Genomic DNA, 21,789 nt, shown 5'->3' with positions numbered 1-21,789 from the left:
CTGGGAATCATGCACACGTCCCTGCCGAACCGCACGGGAATATTCGCGGCGCGGACCTCAGGGACCTCAGGGACCTCAGGCGGACCTCAGGGGGCCAGCGCCTCCGCGAGCGTGGGCACGGGACGGACGGCACGGTCGAGTCCCGCCTCGCCCAGGAGCCACAGCATGCGGGGATGAGGGCAGACGAGGCGCAAGGAGCCGCCCTGTGCTCCGACGCGCCGGTGCACACGTTCGACCATGCGCAGTCCCGAACAGTCCAGGAACTCGGCGTGGGTGAGGTCCAGCACGATCCGCGGGGCGGGAAGGGCCGTCGCCGCGTCCAGACGCGGGGTCGCGTCGTGTTCCGCCGCGATGTCGAGTTCGCCGTGGAACTCGATCACGGTACGGCCGGAGATCCGGCGGGTGCTGAAACGGAAGTTGAGGCTGTGGCTGAGGGTTCCGTACTCCATGGCATGTGCTCTTCGATGCGCTGGGGGTCTGGGCCGACAGCGTTCCGGAATCGCATGTGCGCGAATCAGCGTCCTGATTCTGCGGAGAAATACACCATTCCCCTTCTCCCGCCCGCTCTCACCTGTCCGGACGGGATGAATCCATTTTCCCCGCCGAATTCCCCTCGTGGAACAGATAATTGCAGGTTCGGGAGAAGGAGCCCCTTCCGTCAGTGGCTGCCGGTGAGTGCGCCGGTGAGCTTGGAGTGGAGGTGGGCGCTGGGCTGGTTGAGGCCGATGATCTCGACGGTCTTGCCGCGCTGGGCGTACTTCGTCTCGATGGCGTCGAGGGCGGCGACGGACGAGGCGTCCCAGATGTGGGCCGCGGTCAGGTCGATGACGACCTTGTCGGGGTCGCCCGCGTAGTCGAAGCGGCCGACCAGGTCGTTGGAGGAGGCGAAGAAGAGTTCGCCGGTGACGGAGTAGACCACGGACCCGCCCTCGGGGTCGGTGACGGCGGTGACGTCGGCCAGGTGCGCGACGCGGCGGGCGAAGATGACCATGGCGGTGAGGGTGCCGACGACGACGCCGATGGCCAGGTTGTGGGTCGCGACCACGCAGGCGACGGTCACGAGCATGACCGTGATCTCCCCGGCGGGCATGCGCTTGAGGGTCTTCGGCGCGAGGGAGTGCCAGTCGAAGGTCGCGAAGGACACCATCACCATCACCGCGACCAGCGCGGCCATCGGGATGTCGGAGACGACCGGCCCGAAGACGACGCACAGCACCATCAGGAAGGCCCCCGCCAGGAAGGTGGACAGGCGGGTACGGGCGCCGGAGACCCGTACGTTGATCATCGTCTGGCCGATCATCGCGCAGCCGCCCATGCCGCCGAAGAAGCCGGTGACGATGTTGGCGACGCCCTGGCCGATCGACTCGCGGGTCTTGGAGGAGCGGGTGTCGGTGATCTCGTCGACGAGCTTCGCCGTCATCAGCGACTCCATCAGCCCGACCAGGGCCATGGCGAGCGCGTACGGGGCGACGGTCGTCAGCGTCTCCACCGTGAACGGCACGTCCGGCAGCCCGGGTACGGGCAGCGAGGAGGGCAGCTCGCCCTTGTCGCCGACGGTCGGCACCGCGATCCCGGCCGCAACCGTGATCACCGTCAGCACGACGATGGAGACCAGCGGCGCCGGGACCACCTTGGTGACCTTCGGGAAGAGCACCATCAGCGCCAGTCCGCCCGCGAGCAGCGGATAGACGGGCCACGGCACGTCGTGCATCTCCGGCACCTGCGCCAGGAAGATCAGGATCGCGAGGGAGTTCACGAAGCCGACCATCACGCTGCGCGGCACGAACCGCATGAGCTTCGCCACCCCCAGCGCGCCGAGGACGACCTGGAAGACCCCGGCCAGGATCACGGCGGCGACCAGGTACCCGAGCCCGTGCTCGCGGTTGAGCGGCGCGATGACCAGGGCCACCGCGCCCGTCGCCGCCGAGATCATCGCGGGCCGCCCGCCGACGACCGCGATCGTCACGGCCATCGTGAACGACGCGAACAGGCCGACCGCCGGATCGACCCCGGCGATGATCGAGAACGAGATCGCCTCGGGTATCAGCGCCAGCGCCACGACCAGCCCGGCCAGCACCTCGGTACGCAGCACCTTCGGGGACAGCCAGGCAGGGCGGAGACCGCGCAGCCGCGCGCTCGGGGACAGTGCGGGTGAGGACAAAGGAAGGGCACCTGTCGGGCTCGGGCACGCCGCGTCCACGGCCGGCAGGACAGCAGGCAGCGGACAGGGCGTACGGATGGACGTACGTACGGCGGGGACGCCCCGGCACGGCGACGCGGCCGTCGCGGTGGCACGGCCAACGCGACGGCGTGGCCGTCACCGGAGGCCTCGTCGCCCCCGGTGCGGGGAGTGGGGAGGCGCGGGGGACAATTTCCCGCACCGCGGACGGGGCGGACGGCAGGGCCGTCGCTCCCGTCTCCGGCAACTCTACCCTGACGTTAGGGTAGAGATCGAACCCGCCCGAGGACGAGGAAGGCGAACGGCGTGAGCGGCGAGCACATGCAGATCGGCGAGGTCGCGACGCGCACCGAGCTGTCGCTGCGCACCATCCGGCACTACGAGGAGACCGGCCTCGTCACCCCCTCCGCCCGCTCCCAGGGCGGCTTCCGGCTCTACACCGAGTCGGACGTCGCACGGCTGATGGTCATCCGCCGCATGAAGCCCCTCGGCTTCACCCTCGACGAGATGCGCGACCTGCTCGCGGCCACGGACCGCCTCGACTCCGGCGAGGAGCTGCCCGACGGCGAGCGGACGGCGCTGCTGGAGCGGATCCGCGGCTTCGAGGAGGCCGCGCAGCGCCGGGTCGCCGACCTGCGCACCCAGCTCGCCCGCGCGGAGGAATTCGCCGCCACGCTCGCCGCACGCCTCCCGTAGGGCTGCCCCACCGCTATGCCTTACGGGCGTCCCCCGGCGCGCTCGTCACGTCCGGCGCCGCGAAGAGCTGGTCGAGGTGGGCGCGGAGGATCGTGCGGGCCGCCTCCGGGGTGCGCTGACCCACGAGGACGCTGGTCCCCAGGCCGTGCCCGAGGGCGAGGAGCAGCGCGGCCTCGCTCCGGGCGTCCCGGCCCGGGCCGAGCGCCCCGTCGTCCTGCGCGCGGCGCAGCGCCTCGGCCAACCGCCGCTCCAGCCGGTCGGGTCCGGCGACGAAGGGCTGGGCCGCCAGCTCCGGGTCCGTCATGGCCAGCGTCGCGTACGAGGTCCACACCAGGTGGAAGTCGCGGCTGGGCCCGTCGGTCGGGAGCGCCTCGGCGAGGAACGCGTCGACGAACGCGCGCGTCGTCACCGGGCGGCGCATCCCCGCCAGCCGTGCCGACCAGCGCTGGTGGCTCTGCTCCTCCAGCCGCTCCAGGGCGGCGTGCATGAGCTTTCCCTTGCTCTCGAAGTAGTACTGCACCAGTCGCACCGACACCTCGGCCTCCGCGGCGACGCCGCGCATCGTCACCGCGTGCAGGCCCTCGCGCGCGGCCAGCCGGACCAGCGCATCGGCGATGTGCGCCCGCCGCCGGGCGTGATCGACTCGCTTGGGCACTTCGCCCCTCCCTCACTTTTGATGGTACATATGTATCATCAAAACGCGGCGAGCGGTGGGAGGCGGGGAGTCATGGGATTCCGCGACACGGACGCGGGGAGCGAGGGCACCGAGGCGGGTGCCGCCCGGCCGCCGGGGCAGTCGGCACGGCGCGCGTCCTCGGCGGTGCTGTGGCTGGCGTGCGCGGCGCAGTTCATGGTGGTGCTCGACGTGTCCGTGGTGAACGTCGCGCTGCCGTCGATCCGTTCGGCTCTGGGCTTCGACGCGGTGGGCCTGCAGTGGGTGGTGGGCGGCTACGCGCTGGTGTTCGCGGGGTTCCTGCTGCTCGGCGGACGCCTGGCCGACCTGTACGGCCGCCGCCGGGTCTTCCTGTGGGGGCTTGCGCTCTTCTCCGCGTCCAGCCTGGTCGGCGGCCTCGCCACCACGCCCGGCATCCTCGTCGCGATGCGCGCCGTGCAGGGTCTGGGCGCCGCCGTGCTCGCCCCCGCCACTCTGACGATCCTGACCACCGGCTTTCCCGAGGGCGAGAGCCGTACCCGGGCGCTGGCGGTGTGGACCGCCGTCAGCTCCGCGGGAGGCGCGGCGGGCAATCTCATCGGCGGGGTCCTCACCGACGCGCTCTCCTGGCGCTGGATCCTGCTCATCAACGTCCCCATCGGCGCCTTCGCCGCCCTCACCGCCCTCCGCTTCCTGCCCGCCGACGGGGCGCGGAGCGCGCGCCGCAGGCTGGACGTCACCGGCGCGGTGCTGGTGACCGTCGGCGTCACGGCGGTGGTGCACGGCGTGACGCAGGCCCGGACGCACGGCTGGAGCGGCGCGACGACGCTCGCCGCGCTGGGCCTGGGGACGGTGGCGCTGTCGGCGTTCGCCGTCGTCGAGACGCGGTACGCGACGGCTCCGCTGCTGCCCCCGGCGCTGCTGCGGCAACGGGCTGTCCGTACGGGCAACTTGGTCATGCTGCTGGCCGGGGCCTGCTTCATCCCCATGTGGTATTTCCTCTCGCTCTCCATGCAAGAGGTCCTGGGCTACGGCGCGTTGGCGACCGGCGTGGGCTTCCTGCCGCACACCGTGGCCGGGATCGCGGCCGCGCGTCTGGCCCCGGCCGCGATGCGGCGCACCGGTGCGCGCGCCCTGATCGCGCTGAGCGCCCTGCTGTCCGCCGCGGGCTTCGCGTGGCAGAGCCGGACCGGAGCCGACAGCGGCTATCTGACCGGGCTGCTCGGTCCGGGGCTCGTCATGTCCACCGGCATGGGCCTGCTGATCACCCCGCTCACCGCGACCGTGACCTCGGGCATCCCCCGGCAGGACGCGGGCGCGGCCTCGGGCCTGATGAACGCCACCCGGCAGATCGGCGGCGCCCTCGGCCTGGCCGGCCTCGTGACGCTCGCCGCCGGTGACACCGGCACGGCCGACTCCTTCCGGCCGGTGTTCCTGGGCCTCGCGGTCCTGTGCGCGACGGTGGCGGCCCTCGCCACGACGCTGCCGGCACCCCCCACCGCCACCCGAACGTCCGCTTCCGGGGACGCCCCCTAGCGGCGGGCCCCGTACGCCGGTCGCGGGGGTTCGGCGGCGGTGAGGAGGTCCGTCGCCGCCGCTCCCGCCTCGGCCGGGGTCCAGCGCGCGCCCTTGTCGGCGGTGGGGCCCGCGCGCCAGCCCTCCATGACGGTGATCCGCCCTGCCTCGGCCTCGAAGACGCGGCCGGTGACCCCGGCGGAGGCGGCGGAACCGAGCCAGACGACGAGAGGGGACACGTTCTCGGGGGCCATGGCGTCGAACGCGTCCGCGTCGTCGCCCGGCGGTGCCGCCATGGCGTCCGCGAACACCTGCTCGGTCATGCGGGTGCGGGCCGCCGGGGCGAGGGCGTTGACCTGGACGCCGTACCGGCCCAGTTCGGCGGCGGCCACCAGCGTCAGGCCGAGGATGCCCGCCTTCGCCGCCGAGTAGTTGCCCTGGCCGACGCTGCCCAGGAGCCCGGCGCCCGAGCTGGTGTTGACCACGCGCGCTGCGGGCGCACGGCCGGACCCGGCCTCGGCGCGCCAGTGCGCGGCGGCGTGCCGGAGCGGCAGGAAATGGCCCTTGAGGTGGACGCGGACGACGGCGTCCCAGTCGTCCTCGTCGAGGTTGACCAGCATCCGGTCGCGGAGGAACCCTGCGTTGTTGACGAGGGTGTCGAGCCGGCCGAAGGCGTCGAGGGCCGTGGCGACGAGCGAGGAGGCGCCCTCGGCGGTGGCGATGTCGCCGGTGTGGGCGACGGCCGTACCGCCCGCGGCGCGGATCTCCTCGACGACCCGCTCGGCGGGCCCGGAGCCGGAGGAGCCGGAGGAGCGCCTGGCGGCCGAGCCGTCCGGGCCCACGCCGTAATCGTTGACGACGATCCGCGCGCCCTCGGCGGCGAAGGCGAGCGCGTGCGCGCGGCCCAGGCCGCGGCCCGCGCCCGTGACGACGGTGACGCGTCCGGCGCACAGTCCGGTCGTGGAGGCCATGCCAAGTGTCCTTTCGCCGGGGCGAGATGAGCACGCCGCCCTCCCGGGGCGCCGGGATCGCTGTTACCTTCTCACCTAACAAACGTTTGGTGGAAAGGTAGCTGATCTCCTCATGGGTGTCTCCACCTCCGTGCCGGAAGAGGGCATCGCGCTCGTCACCGTGGATTTCCCGCCGGTCAACGCCCTTCCCGTGCGCGGCTGGTACGAGCTGGCCGCAGCGGTGCGCGCCGCCGGAGCGGACCCGGGAACGCGCTGTGTGGTCCTCGCGGCCGAGGGCCGGGGCTTCAACGCGGGCGTCGACATCAAGGAGATGCAGCGCACCGACGGCCACGAGGCGCTGGTCGGCGCCAACCGCGGCTGCTACGAGGCGTTCGCCGCGGTCTACGAGTGCGAGGTCCCGGTCGTCGCCGCCGTGCAGGGCTTCTGCCTGGGCGGCGGGATCGGCCTGGTGGGGAACGCGGACGCCGTCGTGGCCGCCGACGACGCCACGTTCGGCCTGCCCGAGCTGGACCGGGGCGCACTCGGCGCCGCGACGCACCTGGCCCGGCTCGTCCCCCAGCACCTCATGCGGGCCCTCTACTTCACCTCCCGGACCGCGACCGCCGAGGAGCTGCACCGGCACGGCTCCGTGTGGCGGGTGGTCCCCCGCGCCGGACTCCGGGAGGCGGCGCTGGAGCTGGCGGGGGAGATCGCCGCGAAGGACGGCACGCTGCTCCGGCTGGCCAAGTCCGCGATCAACGGCATCGACCCGGTGGACGTACGCCGCAGTTACCGCTTCGAGCAGGGCTTCACCTTCGAGGCGAACCTCACCGGCGTCGCCGACCGGGTGCGCGACACCTTCGGCACGGACAGGACGGGCAAGGAGGAGCAGAGGTGACCCAGGACAAGACGATGACCGCCGACGAGGTGGTCGGCCGTCTGGAGAGCGGCATGACGCTCGGCATCGGCGGCTGGGGCTCGCGGCGCAAGCCGATGGCTCTCGTCCGGGCGATCCTCCGCTCGGACCTCACCGATCTGACCGTGGTGTCGTACGGGGGCCCGGACGTCGGGCTGCTCGCCGCCGCCGGGAGGATCCGCAAGCTGGTCGCGGCCTTCGGGACGCTCGACTCGATACCCCTGGAACCGCACTTCACCGCCGCCCGGCAGCGCGGCGCGTTCGAGATGGCCGAGCTGGACGAGGCCCTGTTCATGTGGGGCCTGACGGCCGCCGCGCAGCGCCTCCCCTTCATGCCCGTACGCGCCGGGCTCGGCTCCGACGTGATGCGGGCCGGTGCGGGGCTGCGCACGGTGACCTCGCCGTACGAGGACGGGGAGGAGCTGGTCGCGGCCCCGGCGCTGCGGCTGGACGCGGCCCTGGTCCACCTCAACCGCGCCGACGCGCGGGGCAACGGCCAGTACCTGGGCCCCGATCCGTACTTCGACGACCTGTTCTGCGAGGCGGCGGACCGCGCGTATGTCTCCTGCGAGCGGATCGTGGAGACCGCGGAGCTGCTCAAGGGGCACGAGCCGCAGAGCCTGCTGGTGAAGCGGGCGTTCGTGGACGGGGTCGTCGAGACGCCGAACGGGGCGCACTTCACCTCCTGCGTGCCCGACCACGACCGCGACGAGGCCTTCCAGCGCGCCTACGTCCGCGCAGCCCGCGACCCCGAGGCGTGGCGGGCCTTCGCCGCCCGGTTCCTGTCCGGCGACGAGGCCGCCTACCAGGCCGCCGTCACGGCGTTCCACGAGGAGGAAGCATGAGTGCCGAGGGGACGACGGCCGTCCGGGGCGGCGGCCGCCCGGGCCGGGCGACCCGGGCCGAGCAGTGCGTGGTGGCGTGCGCCGAGGTCTGGCGGGACGCGGGCGAGGTGCTGGCGAGCCCGATGGGCACCGTCCCCACGATCGGCGCCCGGCTCGCGCGGCTCACCTTCGCGCCGGACCTGCTGCTGACCGACGGGGAGGCGCTGCTCATGGGCGACGTGCCGGCCGTCGGGGAGCGGCCCGGGGCCGTCGAGGGGTGGCTGCCCTTCCGCCAGCACCTCGCGCTCACCGCCACCGGGCGGCGGCACGTGATGATGGGCGCGAGCCAGCTCGACCGGCACGGCAACCAGAACATCTCCTGCATCGGCCCCTGGGAACGCCCCACGCGCCAGCTCCTGGGGGCGCGCGGAGCCCCGGTCAACACCCTCAACAACCCGACGAGTTACTGGGTGCCGCGCCACTCGAAGCGCGTCTTCGTCGCGCGCGTCGACATGGTCAGCGGCGTCGGCTACGACCGGGCGGCAGCGGCGGGCCCCTCGGCCACGCGCTACCACCGCGTTCCCGAGGTCGTCAGCGATCTCGGCGTGTTCGACTTCGAGACGCCCGACCGTACGATGCGGCTGCGTTCCCTGCACCCCGGCGTCACCCTCGACGAGGTCACCGAGGCCACCGGCTTCCCCCTCGTCGTCCCCGACGAGGTGCCCGAGACCCGCCGCCCCACCGAGGCCGAACTGCGCCTGGTGCGCGAGGTCATCGACCCGAAGGGGCTGCGCGAGCGCGAGGTCCCGGCGTGAGCGGGCCCCCGGCGGACGGGGTCGCGCTCCCCACGCGGCTCACCGAGCTGACCGGCGTACGCCACCCGCTCGTACAGACCGGCATGGGCTGGGTGGCGGGGCCCCGGCTCGTCTCGGCCTCGGCGAACGCGGGGGCTCTCGGCATCCTCGCCTCGGCCACCATGACGGCCGAGCAGCTCCGTTCGGCGGTGCGCGAGGTCAAGTCCCGTACGGACGCGCCGTTCGGCGTCAATCTGCGGGCCGACGCCGTCGACGCGCGGGAGCGGGTGCGGATCATCGTCGACGAGGGAGTGCGGGTCGCGTCCTTCGCGCTCGCCCCCTCGCGCGAGCTGATCGCGGAGCTCAAGGACGCCGGGGTCGTCGTCATCCCCTCGATCGGTGCCCGGCGGCACGCGGAGAAGGTCGCCGCGTGGGGCGCCGACGCGGTGGTGGTGCAGGGCGGCGAGGGCGGCGGCCACACGGGGAACGTCGCCACGACGGTGCTGCTCCCCCAGGTCGTCGACGCCGTGGACATCCCCGTCGTCGCCGCGGGCGGCTTCCACGACGGCCGCGGCCTGGTCGCCGCGCTCGCCTACGGGGCCGCGGGCGTCGCCATGGGCACGCGCTTCCTCCTCACCTCCGACAGCACGGTCCCGGACCAGGTCAAGGCCCGCTATCTGGCGGCCTCCGTGCAGGACGTCACGGTCACCACGAAGGTCGACGGGCTGCCGCACCGGATGCTGCGCACCGACCTGGTCGACGCGCTGGAGCGCTCGGGCCGCGTCGCGTCGCTGCTGCGGGCCGCGCGGCACGCGAGGGCCTTCCGCGAGGTGTCCGGGGCGAGCTGGCCCCGGCTCGTGCGGGAGGGGCTCGCGCTGAAGCGCGGCAAGGACCTGACGTGGAGCCAGGTCCTGCTCGCCGCCACCACGCCGATGATGCTGCGGGCCTCGATGGTGGAGGGCAGGGCCGATCTCGGGGTGATGGCCTCCGGGCAGGTCGCGGGCCTCATCGACGACCTGCCGAGCTGCGCGGAGCTGGTGGACCGCGTCATGGCGGAGGCCGCGGCCACGCTGGGGGCGCTGCCCGGGGTCCCGGGCGGGGCGCTCAGAGACGCTCGATGATCGTCACGTTGGCCTGGCCGCCGCCCTCGCACATCGTCTGCAGGCCGTAGCGGCCGCCGGTGCGCTCCAGTTCGTGCAGCAGCGTGGTCATGAGCCGCGCGCCGGTCGCGCCCAGCGGGTGGCCCAGCGCGATGGCGCCGCCGTTGACGTTCACCTTGTCCGGGTCGGCGCCGGTCTCCTTCAGCCAGGCCAGGACGACGGACGCGAACGCCTCGTTGATCTCCACGAGGTCGATGTCCCCGAGGGTCATCCCGGCCTTCTTGAGCGCGTGGGCCGTCGCGGGGATCGGCGCCGACAGCATTCGGATCGGGTCCTCGCCGCGCACCGAGAGGTGGTGGACGCGGGCGCGAGGGGTCAGCCCATGCGCGTCCAGGGCCCGTTCGGAGGCCACCAGCAGCGCGGCGGCGCCGTCCGAGACCTGCGAGGACACCCCGGCCGTCAGCCGCCCGCCCTCCACGACCGGCTTCAGGCCCGCCATCTTCTCCAAGGAGGTGTCGCGGCGCGGCCCCTCGTCGGCGGCGACCTCCCCGCAGGGAACGGTCTCGCGGGCGAAGCGGCCCTCGTCGATCGCGCGCAGCGCCCGCTCGTGGGAACGCAGCGCGAACTCCTCCATGTCCTCGCGGCTGATGCCCCACTGGTCCGCGATGAGTTCGGCGCCGTGGAACTGGTTCACCGGCGCGTCCCCGTACCGGGCGCGCCAGCCCTCGGAGCCCGCGTACGGGCCGTCGGTCAGCCCGAGCGGCTCCGCCGCCTGGCGGCTGGCGAAGGCGATCGGGATCATCGACATGTTCTGGGTGCCGCCCGCGACCACCAGGTCCTGGGTGCCGGAGAGCACGCCCTGCGCCGCGAAGTGCAGGGCCTGCTGGGAGGAGCCGCACTGCCGGTCCACGGTCGTGCCCGGCACCTCCTCGGGCAGGCCCGCCGCCAGCCAGGCCGTGCGCGCGATGTCGCCCGCCTGCGGGCCCACGGCGTCGAGGCAGCCGAAGACGACGTCCTCGACCGCGGCGGGGTCGATCCCGGCGCGCTCGACCAGGGCCTTGAGGACGTGCGCCCCGAGGTCTGCGGGGTGCACGGCGGCCAGCCCGCCCCGGCGCCTGCCGACGGGGGTGCGGACCGCTTCGACGAGGTACGCCTCGGCCATGAGTGCTCCTTGGTGAAGGGGTGCGTGGAACGGGGGGGGACGCATCAGGCCCGTTGGCTGCTGACCGAGACCGTCTCTCCCGTCATGTACGAGGAGTAGTCGCACGCCAGGAAGACGATGACGTTCGCGACCTCCCAGGGCTCGGCGTAACGCCCGTACGCCTCGCGGGCGGTCAGCTCGTCCAGCAGTTCGGGGGTGGTGACCTTCGCCAGGTGGGGGTGCATCGCGAGGCTCGGCGCCACCGCGTTGACCCGGACGCCGAAGTCGGCGGCCTCCAGGGCCGCGCAGCGGGTCAGGGCCATGACTCCGGCCTTCGCCGCCGCGTAGTGGGCCTGGCCGCGCTGGGCCCGCCAGCCGACCACCGAGGCGTTGTTGACGACCACTCCCCCGCCCTCCTGCTCCCGGAACCGGCGCAGCGCGGCGCGCGTACACCGGAACGTCCCGCCGAGGGTGACGTCGAGCACCTTCCCCCACTGCTCGTCGCTCATGTCGACGAGGTCCGAAGTGCCGCCCAGACCCGCGTTGTTGACGACGATGTCGAGGCCGCCGTGCCGCTCGGCGGCGAGCGCGAGCAGCTCCGCGACCTGGCGCTCGTCGGTCACGTCGCAGGGCAGTCCGGCGACGCGGTCCGCGCCGAACTCCCCGGCGAGCGCCGCGGCGCTCTCCCGGAGGCGGCGCGCGTGGGCGTCGCCGACGACCACGCGCGCGCCCTCTTCGAGGAACCTGCGCGCCGTCGCCCCGCCGATCCCGGCTCCCGCCGCGGCGGTGACCACCGCGGTACGGCCGTCGAACAGGGCGTGGCCCGGCACGTAGGGGGGCGGGGTCTGCACGGACGTCACGGGCGTACCTCCTCGACGCTGCTCCTGACCGTACGCTAATCTACCTAACGCTTGTTAGGGAAGGAGGAGGCGTATGCCATCTGCCCACGACGGCACGGGTGTTCGCCCGGCGAGGGAGAGGGCGGGCGGCTGATGGACCTCGGCTTCGACGCGGCGGACGACGCCTTCCGCGAGGAGGCGCGCGACTGGCTCGCGGCGCACGTGCCGCCCGCTCCCCTCCCCTCGCTGGAGACGGCCGACGGCTTCGAGGCCCACCGCCGGTGGGAGGCCACCCTCGCCCGGGACCGCTGGTCGGTGGTGTCCTGGCCCGAGCGGTACGGCGGCCGGGACTGCTCGGTCCTGCGCTGGCTGATCTTCGAGGAGGAGTACTACGCGGCGGGGGCGCCCGGCCGCGTCGGCCAGAACGGCATCAGCCTGCTCGCCCCCACCCTCTTCGAGCACGGCACCCCCGGCCAGCGGGACCGGGTGCTGCCCCCGATGGCACGCGGCGAAGTCGTCTGGGCCCAGGCGTGGTCCGAGCCGGAGTCGGGCTCCGACCTCGCCTCGCTCACCTCCACGGCCGTACGGACCGAGGGCGGCTGGCTGCTCAACGGCCAGAAGACCTGGTCGTCGCGGGCCGCCTTCGCCGACCGGGCCTTCGGCCTGTTCCGCAGCGACCCCGGCGCGGACAGGCCGCACCGCGGGCTGACGTATCTGATGTTCCCGCTGCGCGCCGACGGTGTGACCGTGCGGCCCATCGGGCGGCTCGACGGGAAACCCGCCTTCGCCGAACTCTTCCTGGACGACGTGTTCGTGCCCGACGAGGACGTCATCGGCGAGCCGGGCCAGGGCTGGCGGGTCGCGATGAGCACGGCCGGGAACGAGCGCGGGCTCACCCTGCGCAGCCCCGGCCGGTTCACCGCCGCCGCCGACCGCCTCGCCGCGCTGTGGCGCGAACGCGCCGACCCCGCCGACACCGCGCTGCGCGACCGCGTGGCGGACGCGGTGATCGGGGCCCGCGCCTACCGGCTGTTCGGCTACGCGACGGCCTCGCGCCTGCTGCACGGGGCCGGGAGCGGGGAGGGCGGCGGCCCGGACGCCGCCGCCTCCAGCCTCAACAAGGTCTTCTGGTCCGAGCTGGACATCGCCCTGCACGAGACCGCGCTCGATCTCCTCGGTCCGTACGGCGAACTCGCCGCCCACGCGCCCGACTCCCCCGCCCACGGCTCCTGGGCGGAGGGCCACCTCTTCTCCCTCGCGGGCCCGATCTACGCCGGGACGAACGAGATCCAGCGCGACATCATCGCCGAGCGGCTGCTCGGCCTGCCGAAGGGACGCCGGTGATGCGGTTCCTCCTGGACGCCGAGCAGCGGGAGTTCGCCCGTTCCCTCGACGGCCTGCTCGCCTCGTCGGACACCCCGTCCGTCGCCCGTTCCTGGGCGTCCGGCGATTCCGGCCCCGGGCGGGCGCTGTGGGGCCGCCTGGCCGAGACGGGGGTGTTCGCACTCGCGGTGCCCGAACGGTACGAGGGGCTCGGCGGGCCCGGCCTCCTGCCGGTCGAACTCACCGTGGCCTTCGAGGCCCTGGGGCGGCACGCCGTGCCGGGGCCGCTGGTCGAGACCGTGGCCGCCGCCGCTCTGCTGGGGCGGCTCGGCGACGCGGCCCCCGCAGCGGGGCTCCCCGGGCTCGCCTCCGGCAAGACCATGGCCACGCTGTGCGTCACCGACACGAGTCCGTACGCCCTCGACGCCGACGCGGCGAACGCCGTGTACGTCGTGGAGGGCGCGGAGGGCATGGACGGCGAGCACGGCGTGCGCGGCGGCTCCTTGCGGCTCGCGGAGGGGCACGGTCCCGTCCAGGCCTCGGCCGACCCGGCACGGCGGCTGTCCCGGCCGGGCGGCGGCGGTACGGTCCTCACCCGCGGCCCCCAGGTGGCCTCGGCCGCCGCGTACGCCCGCGACACGGCCGCGCTGGTCACCGCCGCGCAGGCCCTCGGGCTCGGCCGCGCGCTGCTGGAGCGCACCGTCGTGTACGTCAAGCAGCGCACCCAGTTCGGGGCGGCGATCGGCACCTTCCAGGCCGTGAAGCACCGCCTCGCGGACACCCTGCTCGCACTGGAGTTCGCCGCGCCCCTGCTGCACGGCGCGGCCCTCGCGCTGGCCGCGGAGGCCCCGTCGGCCGGGGCGGAGACCGCGGCGGCGAAGGTCGCGGCGGGCGAGGCGGCATACCGGGCAGCGCGCACCGCGCTGCAGCTCCACGGCGCCGTCGGCTACACGGAGGAGCTGGACCTGTCGCACTGGATCCGCAAGGCCCGCCCGCTGCGGGACGCCTGGGGCACCCCGGCCGCCTGCCGGGCCCGCGTGCTGCGGGGATGAGTGCCGGGTTCGTGGTTGCCCTCTGCTGTGGCTGCCGGGCAGGGGCTGCCCCTCCCTGTCCGTCGCAGACTGCGAGTTGGGGGTGGTCGCTCGCGCAGTTCCCCGCGCCCCTGGAGGTTGAGGGCGCTCCTCGGAGTGCCCCCTCAGGGGCGCGGGGAACTGCGCGCCCAGCCACGACGACAGCCGCGCCCTGCAACACACGGCACGGGGCAGTCCCTGCCCAGCCCAGAGCAGCAGAGGGCAACCATGAACCAGATGTCCGCCGAGGAGGTCCTCATCGTGCAGGTCGCCAATCCGCTGGACCACACAGGACGGGCGGCGCTCGTGACCGGAGGCACCAAGGGGATCGGCGCGGCCGTCGCCGCCGCGTTCCTCGCCGCCGGCGCGGACGTCGTCGTCTGCGGGCGCACCGCTCCCGCCGCGCCGCCCCGCGCCGGCGGCCGCGAAGCCGTCTTCGTCCCCGCCGACGTCCGCGACCCGGGGGCCGCCGACCGGCTGGTCGCGAGCGCGGTCGAGCGCTTCGGCCGGCTCGACGTGGTCGTCAACAACGCGGGCGGTTCCCCCGAGGCGGACGCCGCCACCGTCTCCCCGCGCTTCGTCGAGAAGATCGTCGCGCTCAATCTGCTGGCACCGTTCTACGTCGCCCAGGCCGCCCACCGCGTCATGTCCGCGCAGGAGAGCGGCGGTTCGGTCGTCAACATCGGCAGCGTCTCCGCGCACGACCCGCAGCCGGGCACCGCCGCGTACACGGCCGCCAAGGCGGGACTGCTCGGCCTCACCCGCGCCCTGGCCCTCGAATGGGCACCGAAGGTGCGGGTCAACCACGTGACCGTGGGCCTGATCCGCACCGAGAGCGCCGCCCCGGTCTACGGGCGGGACGGCGGGGCCTCGGTCGCCCGGGTGATCCCCATGGCACGTATGGCCGTTCCCGAAGACGTCGCCCGGGCCTGCCTGTACCTGGCGAGCGACCTGTCCGGGTACGTCAACGGGGCGGATCTGGCGGTGCACGGCGGCGGGGAGTTCCCCGGCCGGTACCTGGCCGTACGGTCCTCCGCCGGGGCCGAGGAGGAGCCCACCGGCGACGAGGGGTGACGTCCGCCTCTGCCACGCCCCCGCGCCCGCCCTCCTGTCCGGGACGCGTCCCTTCCGCCTCGCTGACCTGCCGGGACAGCGAGGCGGCTGTCCGGGACACCCGGCTCCCCTTCCGCCGGACCGCCGCGCGCCGAAGGATCCGGGGCCGAGCGGCACCTTCCTCCGGGCGTGGCCTCCGCCGGCCCGGTGAGACGGAGGTGCCCTCCTGAGAAGGAGGAGACATGAGGCTCAGATCCATCGCGCCTCTGCTCGCCGCCGTCACCTGTCTCGGCCTGACGGCCGGTACGGCATCCGCTGTGTCCGGGTCGGACACAGGCACGCGGGTGGCGAAGGCGGCGAAGGGCGCTTGCGAGGCGAAGCACGTCAAGAGGTATCCGGGCACGGCGCTTCCGCCGTACTGGCGGTGGGGCGAGGCCGACTTCAGCGTCACCGTCTGCCCGTCGCAGGACGCCTCCGCGTGGGCCCTGGCGGCCCGCGCCGAGACGAACCGGGTGGGCGCCGCCAACGGGCACCTCGTCGGCTCGCCGAAGCTGCGGGCGTTGAAGACGGACGAGGACGCCCGGACGAAGTCCGCCCTGTACGGCGGGAGTCTCGTCCTCAAGGTCTGCACCCCGTACGTGGAGTGGCCCTGCTACAGCACGTCCCGCATCACCTCGTACTTCACCGTCACCCTCACGAAGGCGACGGGCGCGGTCCAGGTGCGGCCCGAGTTCCACACTCCCCTCCCGCTGGGGACCGCCCTGTACGAGACGCCATGAGCACGCCGAGGAGAGCGACGATGCGGACACGTGCGGCCGCCCTGGGCGCGGCGCTGCTGACCGTCCTGGCCACCGGAGCGGCGACGGCCTCGACGGCCGCCGCCCAGCAGAAGGGCCCGGCACCGCGCTGCGAGACGCACACCGTCACGTGGTACCCGGGCACGGCGGTGGCCGCGGTGCGCTACGGGCAGTGGGACATGCACGTCCTCGTGTGCCCGGACAAGGCCCCCGAGGACTGGTCCACGCAGTCCGGGATCGAGCTGAACTCGACGGCCGCGAACGTGGGGCTGACCGTCAGCGAGGAATCGACCCTCGTGACGACCTCGACCGGCGAGAACGCGTGGAACCGCTACGCCCGCTACGAGGGCCGCTTCACCACCCGGGTCTGCACGCCCAAGGTCGGCTGGCCGTGCTTCGCGCCGAAGACCTGGAAGGCCTGGTTCACGATCACCGTCGACAAGAGGACGAAGAAGGCGACCACGCACCTCCAGGGAGGCAAGCCGCCCGAGTTCCCCCATGTCCTCTTCCGCAACCCCTGACCGCGCGGGCCGGTGAAGGAAGGCCTGGGACGCCGGGGGGGGAGGCGTCCCAGGCCGTGGTTCGGGGGCGGCGCGTCGCCGCGCGGCCGGACGTGCTCCCCACTATCCACCCCACGCCGCATATATGCATCCTCCTCGTCACCTCAAGCACCGATGAGTTCCGCCCCGCCGGGCCGTCTGCATCCGGAGAAGGCATCCGGCCGAGCGAGACGAGACGACAAGGAGCGTGCGCATCGTGAACGAGGAGAAGGTGAGCGCCAGTCTGACGGTCCCCGTGCGTGCCGCGAAGGTGTTCGCGGTGCTGGCGGACCCGGCCGCCCATGCCGCGATCGACGGCACCGGCTGGGTCCGTGAGCCCGTCGAGCGGGCGCCGCTGACCGAGGTCGGGCAGGTCTTCCGGATGGACATGTACCACCCCGGACATCCCGACGGCGACTACCAGGTGGCCAACAAGGTGCACGTCCTCGACCCGCCGCTCGCCATCGGCTGGCTGACGGGACAGGACAAGGGCGAGGGCCGGCTGGAGTTCGGCGGCTGGAACTGGCGGTACGACCTCGCGCCGGCCGGCCCGTCGGAGACCCGGATCACGCTGACCTACGACTGGTCGGAGGTGCCGGAGTCCGTCCGGGAGTACATCCGGTTCCCGCCGTTCGGCCCCGGCCATCTCGCCGACTCCCTGCGGCACCTCGCCGGGCTGGTCGGCGCCGGGTGACCGGCCCCCGGGGGGCCGTGGACGCCGCTCTACAATGCACCAGGCCGTGCGCCGGGGCCCCGCGGTCCCGGCCGACTCCGTGAGAGGCTCCCCGCATGGCCCCGGCCCGGACCAGAAGGGTTGCACTTCGGCTTGAGATGCACTAGCCGCACCATGGCCGCGAGCCGCGAGCCGCGAGCCGCGAGCCGCGAGCCGCGAGCCGCGAGCCGCGAGCCGCGAGCCGCGAGCCGCGAGCCGCGAGCCGCGAGCCGCGAGCCGCGAGCCGCGAGCCGCGCTGAGCGCGAGGGGGTTCGGGGTGGCCGCGCGTTCCGCTGACACCCCGTTCCTCCGCGTTCCGGTCGGGAGCGAGGCGCACCGCTGGAGCACCTTCCCCGGCGAGCGGACGCTCGTCGTCGCGACCCGCACCCTCACCTCGACGATCCGGGCCCTGGAGTCGCTGCCCGCCGTGCTGCGCGAGGACCCCCGGATCACGGTCGTCTTCACCCACGACCCCACCTCCGCCTTCGGCGACGGCGCGCTCGGCCTCCTCCACGACGCGGGCTGCCGGGTCATGCCCTGGGAGCAGTTGTCCGCCGTCGCCCCCGACCTGATCCTCAGCGCGAGCGAGAACATCGAGGTGCCGGGCGGCGACTGCCCGGTCCTCGTGCTCCCGCACGGGATCGGCTTCCAGAAGTACGTGCCGGACTCCCGCTCCCCGCACAGCAGGCTGTCCGGCGTCGCCCACGCGTCCCTGCTCGAATCCGGCCGCGCCTGGACGGCGGTGTCGCATCCGGACCAGGAACGGCAGTTGCTGGCCGCGCACCCGAAGACCGCCGGGCGCACGCTGCTCGTCGGCGACCCCTGCCTCGACGAACTGCTCGTCAGCGCGCACCTGCGCGGCCGTTACCGGCACGCCCTGGGCGTACGGGAGGAGCAGCGCCTCGTCCTGCTCAGCTCGACGTGGGGGCCGACGTCCCTGATCGGACGGCACCCGGAGCTGCCCGCGCGGCTGCTGGCAGGGCTGCCGTGGGACGAGTACCGGGTCGCCCTGGTCCTGCACCCCAACGTGTGGTCGGCGCACGGCTCCTGGCACCTCCGTACGCTCCTGGCCCGGGCCCTGGACGCCGGACTGCTGCTCGTCCCGCCGGTCCACGACTGGCGTCCCGCGCTCGTCGCCGCCGACGCCGTCGTCGGCGACCACGGCTCGGTCACGCTCTACGGCGCCGCGCTGGGCAGGCCCGTGGCCCTCGCCGCCTACGGGCAGGACGCCGTCCCCGGCACCGCGGGCGCCCGTCTGGCCCGGCTCGCCCCGCGCTTCGACCCGGAACGCGGCCCGCTCCGGCAGGTCCAGCACGTCCTGCGGGCCCACGCCGAGGACCCGGGGCGGTACGCGCCCGTGGCCACCGACGCCTTCGACGCGCCCGGCACCGCGCTGGCCCGGCTGCGCGACGCCGTCTACGAGCTGCTCCGCCTGGATCCGCCGCCCGCCGCCCCGCAGGAGCCGCTCGCCCTCACGCCGCCGGACGTGCCCGCCACGGCCGTCGCGTCCTGGATAGTGACCACCCGGGCCCGTACGGAAGATGACGGCCGGTCGGCCGTGAGCGTCCGCCGCGTCCCGGCGGCCGTCGCCGGGGAGTACGGCGAGGACGAGAGCGAGGACGAGAGCGGGGGGCGGTTCACGCATCTCGCGGTCCGTCCCGACGAGGAACGCGACCTGCGGCTGGTCGAGAGCGCCTCCGTCCTGGTCGGCTCGTCCCCGGCTCCCACCGCCGGGGCGGCACGCCGCTGGGCGCACGCGACCCTCGACCGCTGGCCCGGCGGCCTGCTGGCGGCGACCGCGCTCTCCTCGGGGGACCGCCTCGTGGCGCTGCGCGACGGACGGGCCGTACTGGTCTCGTACGAGGACGACCACCCCGCGGACGCGGACCCCGGGGCGGCCGCCGCGGTCGTCTACTCCCGGCTGCGCGCCGGTGACGCCCCGGACGGTGGCACGGTGACGCTGCACGTCGGCGACGGCCACAGCGGCGTCCGCCTGCGCCCCGCCCCGTCCTCACCGTCCTGACCAGCGTCTCCCCCGATCGGCCCCCAAGTGGCCCCCTACACAGCCCTCGTCACCGGCACTACGGTGGTCCCCGGCACACGGTCCGGGGCACTTCCAGCAGCCCTGCCGGTACGCGAAGGGGCGCTTGGTGGCAGTCGAGGTCGCGGCGGTCGCCGCGTCGGGCGCGACGAGCACATTGGTCGGGCTCGCGGTCACGGAAGCATGGACACGCACACGGACCCTGCTCGCCCGCGTGCTCGGGCGGCGCCGTGGCGAGGAGTCGGCGGCCGACGAGGAACTCCGCGCCGCAGTCGAGGAGTTGGCCACCGCGCTGCACGCGGAGGACCAGCACGCGCTGGGGGACGCCGCCGACCGCCTGCGGCGCAGGCTGCGCCGCTCGCTGCGCGAGGAGTCCGAGACGGCACGCGAGCTGGTCTCCCTCCTGTCCGAACTGGACGACTCCGAACCGGACGACTCCGAACCGGACGACGAGGACGCGCGGGACGCTGACGCCGCGCCCGTCGGAGCGGCGGCGGACCCGGTCGGCCTCGCCTACGCCGTTCCGCCGCCCCCGCTCCCGTACCCGTCCCCGTACCCCGAGGGCCCTCCTTCGCAGGTCCCGGCGCTGCACACCCGTTTCATCAACCGCGCCGCCGAGCTGAGCGAGCTGGACGGCCCGGCGCCGGGCGCGGCGGCGGACGCCTCGCACGTGGACGTACGGCTGCTGGCCGGGCCGCCCGGGGTCGGGAAGTCCGCCCTCGCCCGGCACTGGGCCCACACCGCGCGCGCACGCTTCCCCGGCGGGCGGCTCTACGTCGACTTCGCGGATCTGCGCGACCGGGCCGGGGACGTGGGCGCGGAGGTGTCCGAGGCTGTGGGCCACTGCCTGCGGTCCCTCGGCGTCGACGAGCGGCTCCTGCCCCCGTCCCTGGACGGGCGCACCGCCCTCTTCCGCAGCACGACGTCCCGGCTCCGGGTGCTGCTCGTGCTGGACGACGTGACCTCGCCCGGGCAGGTACGGGCGCTGATCCCCCGGGGCCCCGGGAGCGCGGTGCTCGCCACCAGCACCGCGAAGCTCGGCGAACTCGCCCTCGACGGGGCGCGCCCGCTGCCCCTGGAGCCCCTGACCGCCGAGGCGGCCCTGCTCCTGCTGGCCGACCGCTGCGGCGCGGCGCGGGTCGAGGAGGACCGGGAGGCGGCGCGTCGCGTGGCCGAGCTGTGCTCGGGGCTGCCGGTCGCGCTGCACGTGGCCGCGGCCCGGCTGGTGAACGACCGGCACCTGTCCATGGCCGCGCTCGCCGCCGAACTGGCCGACGACGCGGCGCGACTGGCTGCCCTGAGCGTGGGCGGTGAGTCCCCGGTGTCCGCGGTCCTCGACGCGTCCTACCGCCAACTGACCCCGGAGCTGGCGCACGGGTACCGGCTCCTCGGCTGGATCCCGGGCCCCTCCTTCGACCCCGCGACGGCCGCCGCCGCGCTCGGCTCCGACGTCGGGACGGCCCAGGTCCTCCTCGACGTCCTGGAGGACATGAGCCTGCTGGAGACGGCCCGGGACCGACGCCACCGGTTCCACGGCCTCGTACGCGCCCACGCGCGGGAACGCGCGGCGGCCGAGGAGCCCGCGGACGGCGAGTCCGCGGTCGTACGGCGGGTGCTGACGCACTGTCTGGCGGTCACCGCGTTCGCCGACCGCGCGGTGCGTGCCGACCGGCTGCGCGTCGCCGGCCTGGACGCGCTGCTCGCCGGGCGCGCCGATCCGTTCGCGGCGCCCGGCGGTCCTGGGCCGCTGGACTGGCTGGAGGCCGAGCGCCCCGCCCTCATGGCGGTGCTGCGCGCCGCCGGGTCCCACGGGCTGCACACCCTGGGCTGGCAGCTCGCGGAGGCGTTCACCGTGCTCTTCCTGCACCACCGGCACCTGGCCGACTGGCGGGAGTCCCTGGAGCTGGGCGCCCGTTACGCGAACGCCGCCGTCGCCCCGGCGGCCGAGGCCCGCCTGCGCACCCTCCTCTCCCGCCCGCTCCTCGACCTCGGTGAGCGGGGGCGGGCCGGGCAGGAGCTGGCCACGGCCCAGGCGTGCGCCGAGGTGGCGGGCGACACGGTGCTGCTCGCCTCCACGCTGGAGTTCACCGGCCGGTACTGGGACGGGACCGACCCGGCCCGCGCGATCGGGTTCTACCGGCGCTCGATGGAGCTGAACACCGAGGGCGGCGAGCCGCGCGGCGCCGCCATCGCCGCGTTTCTCCTCGGCCGCGCCCAGGCCGCGAACGGCGAACCGGCGCCCGCCCTCGACACCCTCCGCCGGGCCCGCACGGACCTGCTCTCCCTGCCCGACCCCGACCACCGCATGGCGGCCCGCGCCACCGCGGCCCTGGGCCGCGTCCTCGACGCCCTCGGCCGTACGGAGGAGGCCGTACCCGCGCTGCGGGAGGCGGCGGCGACCCTCCGGGAACGCGAGGCGTACGCGTACGAGGCCGAGGCCCTCGAAGACCTGGCCCTCATCGCCGCACGCCCCGGCGCCGACAACTCCCGGCTGCGCGAGGACCTGGCCCGGATCGTGGAAATCCACGAGGAGATGGGCAGCCCGCGCACCGAAGAACTGCGCGAGCGGCTGCGCCGGGCGGAAGAGGACGAGAGCGGGGACGGGAGCGAGGGCGACACCCCCTAGCGACGGGAAGGAGTCACGCTCG

General features: G+C 74.5%; 20 protein-coding genes. 14 read left to right on the top strand and 6 right to left on the bottom strand.

Annotation, left to right across the window (positions count from 1 at the left end; translation table 11 throughout):
- Positions 1-86 precede the first annotated feature (86 nt).
- Together ABD343_RS36770 and ABD343_RS36765 are read right to left on the bottom strand one after the other, a co-directional pair.
- A complete protein-coding gene (locus ABD343_RS36770; protein ID WP_344534708.1) occupies positions 87-449 on the bottom strand; it encodes an anti-sigma factor antagonist in 363 nt (120 codons plus the stop codon).
- 209 nt (positions 450-658) lie between these two features.
- Complete coding sequence (locus ABD343_RS36765) at positions 659-2,161, bottom strand: SulP family inorganic anion transporter (RefSeq protein ID WP_344534707.1); 1,503 nt, start codon at positions 2,159-2,161, stop codon at positions 659-661.
- Between the two features lie 324 nt (positions 2,162-2,485).
- On the opposite strand from ABD343_RS36765, the gene ABD343_RS36760 reads away from it, so the two are divergent.
- Entirely contained in the window at positions 2,486-2,875 is a 390-nt protein-coding gene (locus ABD343_RS36760) for a MerR family transcriptional regulator (RefSeq protein WP_344534705.1), read from the top strand.
- A gap of 13 nt (positions 2,876-2,888) precedes the next feature.
- On the opposite strand, the gene ABD343_RS36755 is transcribed toward ABD343_RS36760, so the two are convergent.
- Positions 2,889-3,530 carry a TetR/AcrR family transcriptional regulator gene (locus ABD343_RS36755; RefSeq protein WP_344534703.1) on the bottom strand — a complete coding sequence of 214 codons (642 nt, stop codon included), beginning with the start codon at positions 3,528-3,530 and terminating at the stop codon, positions 2,889-2,891.
- A gap of 72 nt (positions 3,531-3,602) precedes the next feature.
- Here ABD343_RS36755 and ABD343_RS36750 point away from each other — a divergent pair, with 72 nt between their 5' ends.
- The gene (locus ABD343_RS36750) at positions 3,603-5,063 is read left to right on the top strand and encodes an MFS transporter (RefSeq protein WP_344534701.1); all 1,461 of its coding nucleotides are present in this window, start codon (positions 3,603-3,605) and stop codon (positions 5,061-5,063) included.
- Here ABD343_RS36750 and ABD343_RS36745 read toward each other — a convergent pair.
- The gene (locus tag ABD343_RS36745; protein ID WP_344534699.1) at positions 5,060-6,013 is read right to left on the bottom strand and encodes an SDR family oxidoreductase; all 954 of its coding nucleotides are present in this window, start codon (positions 6,011-6,013) and stop codon (positions 5,060-5,062) included. The genes ABD343_RS36750 and ABD343_RS36745 overlap by 4 nt on opposite strands.
- A gap of 112 nt (positions 6,014-6,125) precedes the next feature.
- Between ABD343_RS36745 and ABD343_RS36740 the strand changes: the two genes are divergently transcribed.
- From ABD343_RS36740 to ABD343_RS36725, 4 genes are read left to right on the top strand one after another with little or no spacing between them, the layout of a single operon-like run.
- Positions 6,126-6,890: an enoyl-CoA hydratase family protein gene (locus ABD343_RS36740; RefSeq protein WP_344534697.1), complete on the top strand. Its 765-nt coding sequence runs from the start codon at positions 6,126-6,128 to the stop codon at positions 6,888-6,890.
- A gap of 14 nt (positions 6,891-6,904) precedes the next feature.
- Positions 6,905-7,753: a CoA transferase subunit A gene (locus tag ABD343_RS36735; protein ID WP_344534845.1), complete on the top strand. Its 849-nt coding sequence runs from the start codon at positions 6,905-6,907 to the stop codon at positions 7,751-7,753.
- Positions 7,750-8,547 carry a CoA-transferase subunit beta gene (locus ABD343_RS36730; protein ID WP_344534695.1) on the top strand — a complete coding sequence of 266 codons (798 nt, stop codon included), beginning with the start codon at positions 7,750-7,752 and terminating at the stop codon, positions 8,545-8,547. The genes ABD343_RS36735 and ABD343_RS36730 overlap by 4 nt, the downstream gene beginning before the upstream one ends.
- Positions 8,544-9,647, top strand: coding sequence for an NAD(P)H-dependent flavin oxidoreductase (locus ABD343_RS36725; protein ID WP_344534694.1), 1,104 nt, complete (start codon positions 8,544-8,546; stop codon positions 9,645-9,647). Before ABD343_RS36730 ends, ABD343_RS36725 begins: the two co-directional genes overlap by 4 nt.
- Here the strand turns inward: ABD343_RS36725 and ABD343_RS36720 are convergent.
- Both ABD343_RS36720 and ABD343_RS36715 read right to left on the bottom strand, forming a co-directional pair.
- Positions 9,631-10,788 (bottom strand): acetyl-CoA C-acetyltransferase, encoded by a 1,158-nt coding sequence (locus ABD343_RS36720; RefSeq protein WP_344534692.1) that lies wholly within the window; start codon positions 10,786-10,788, stop codon positions 9,631-9,633. The genes ABD343_RS36725 and ABD343_RS36720 overlap by 17 nt on opposite strands.
- Positions 10,789-10,832: 44 nt before the next feature.
- On the bottom strand, positions 10,833-11,627 hold the full coding sequence (locus tag ABD343_RS36715) for an SDR family oxidoreductase (RefSeq protein WP_344534690.1): 795 nt from the start codon (positions 11,625-11,627) through the stop codon (positions 10,833-10,835).
- A gap of 132 nt (positions 11,628-11,759) precedes the next feature.
- Between ABD343_RS36715 and ABD343_RS36710 the strand changes: the two genes are divergently transcribed.
- The 8 genes from ABD343_RS36710 (at position 11,760) to ABD343_RS36675 (ending at position 21,767) form a co-directional block, all read left to right on the top strand.
- A complete protein-coding gene (locus tag ABD343_RS36710; protein ID WP_344534688.1) occupies positions 11,760-12,950 on the top strand; it encodes an acyl-CoA dehydrogenase family protein in 1,191 nt (396 codons plus the stop codon).
- Positions 12,950-13,981, top strand: coding sequence for an acyl-CoA dehydrogenase family protein (locus ABD343_RS36705; protein ID WP_344534687.1), 1,032 nt, complete (start codon positions 12,950-12,952; stop codon positions 13,979-13,981). Before ABD343_RS36710 ends, ABD343_RS36705 begins: the two co-directional genes overlap by 1 nt.
- Before the next feature lie 246 nt (positions 13,982-14,227).
- The gene (locus ABD343_RS36700; protein ID WP_344534685.1) at positions 14,228-15,073 is read left to right on the top strand and encodes an SDR family oxidoreductase; all 846 of its coding nucleotides are present in this window, start codon (positions 14,228-14,230) and stop codon (positions 15,071-15,073) included.
- Positions 15,074-15,294: 221 nt separating this feature from the next.
- On the top strand, positions 15,295-15,831 hold the full coding sequence (locus ABD343_RS36695) for a hypothetical protein (RefSeq protein WP_344534683.1): 537 nt from the start codon (positions 15,295-15,297) through the stop codon (positions 15,829-15,831).
- Between the two features lie 20 nt (positions 15,832-15,851).
- Entirely contained in the window at positions 15,852-16,370 is a 519-nt protein-coding gene (locus tag ABD343_RS36690) for a hypothetical protein (protein ID WP_344534681.1), read from the top strand.
- A gap of 235 nt (positions 16,371-16,605) precedes the next feature.
- Positions 16,606-17,082 carry an SRPBCC family protein gene (locus ABD343_RS36685; protein WP_344534680.1) on the top strand — a complete coding sequence of 159 codons (477 nt, stop codon included), beginning with the start codon at positions 16,606-16,608 and terminating at the stop codon, positions 17,080-17,082.
- A 295-nt stretch (positions 17,083-17,377) separates the two neighbouring features.
- Positions 17,378-19,123 carry a hypothetical protein gene (locus ABD343_RS36680; RefSeq protein WP_344534679.1) on the top strand — a complete coding sequence of 582 codons (1,746 nt, stop codon included), beginning with the start codon at positions 17,378-17,380 and terminating at the stop codon, positions 19,121-19,123.
- Between the two features lie 127 nt (positions 19,124-19,250).
- The gene (locus ABD343_RS36675) at positions 19,251-21,767 is read left to right on the top strand and encodes a tetratricopeptide repeat protein (protein ID WP_344534677.1); all 2,517 of its coding nucleotides are present in this window, start codon (positions 19,251-19,253) and stop codon (positions 21,765-21,767) included.
- The last annotated feature ends 22 nt before the right edge of the window (positions 21,768-21,789 follow it).

The sequence above is a fragment of the Streptomyces albiaxialis genome (genome assembly GCF_039530985.1).
Taxonomy (GTDB): Bacteria; Actinomycetota; Actinomycetes; order Streptomycetales; family Streptomycetaceae; genus Streptomyces; species Streptomyces albiaxialis.
This window is presented reverse-complemented; position numbering and strand designations above follow the sequence as displayed.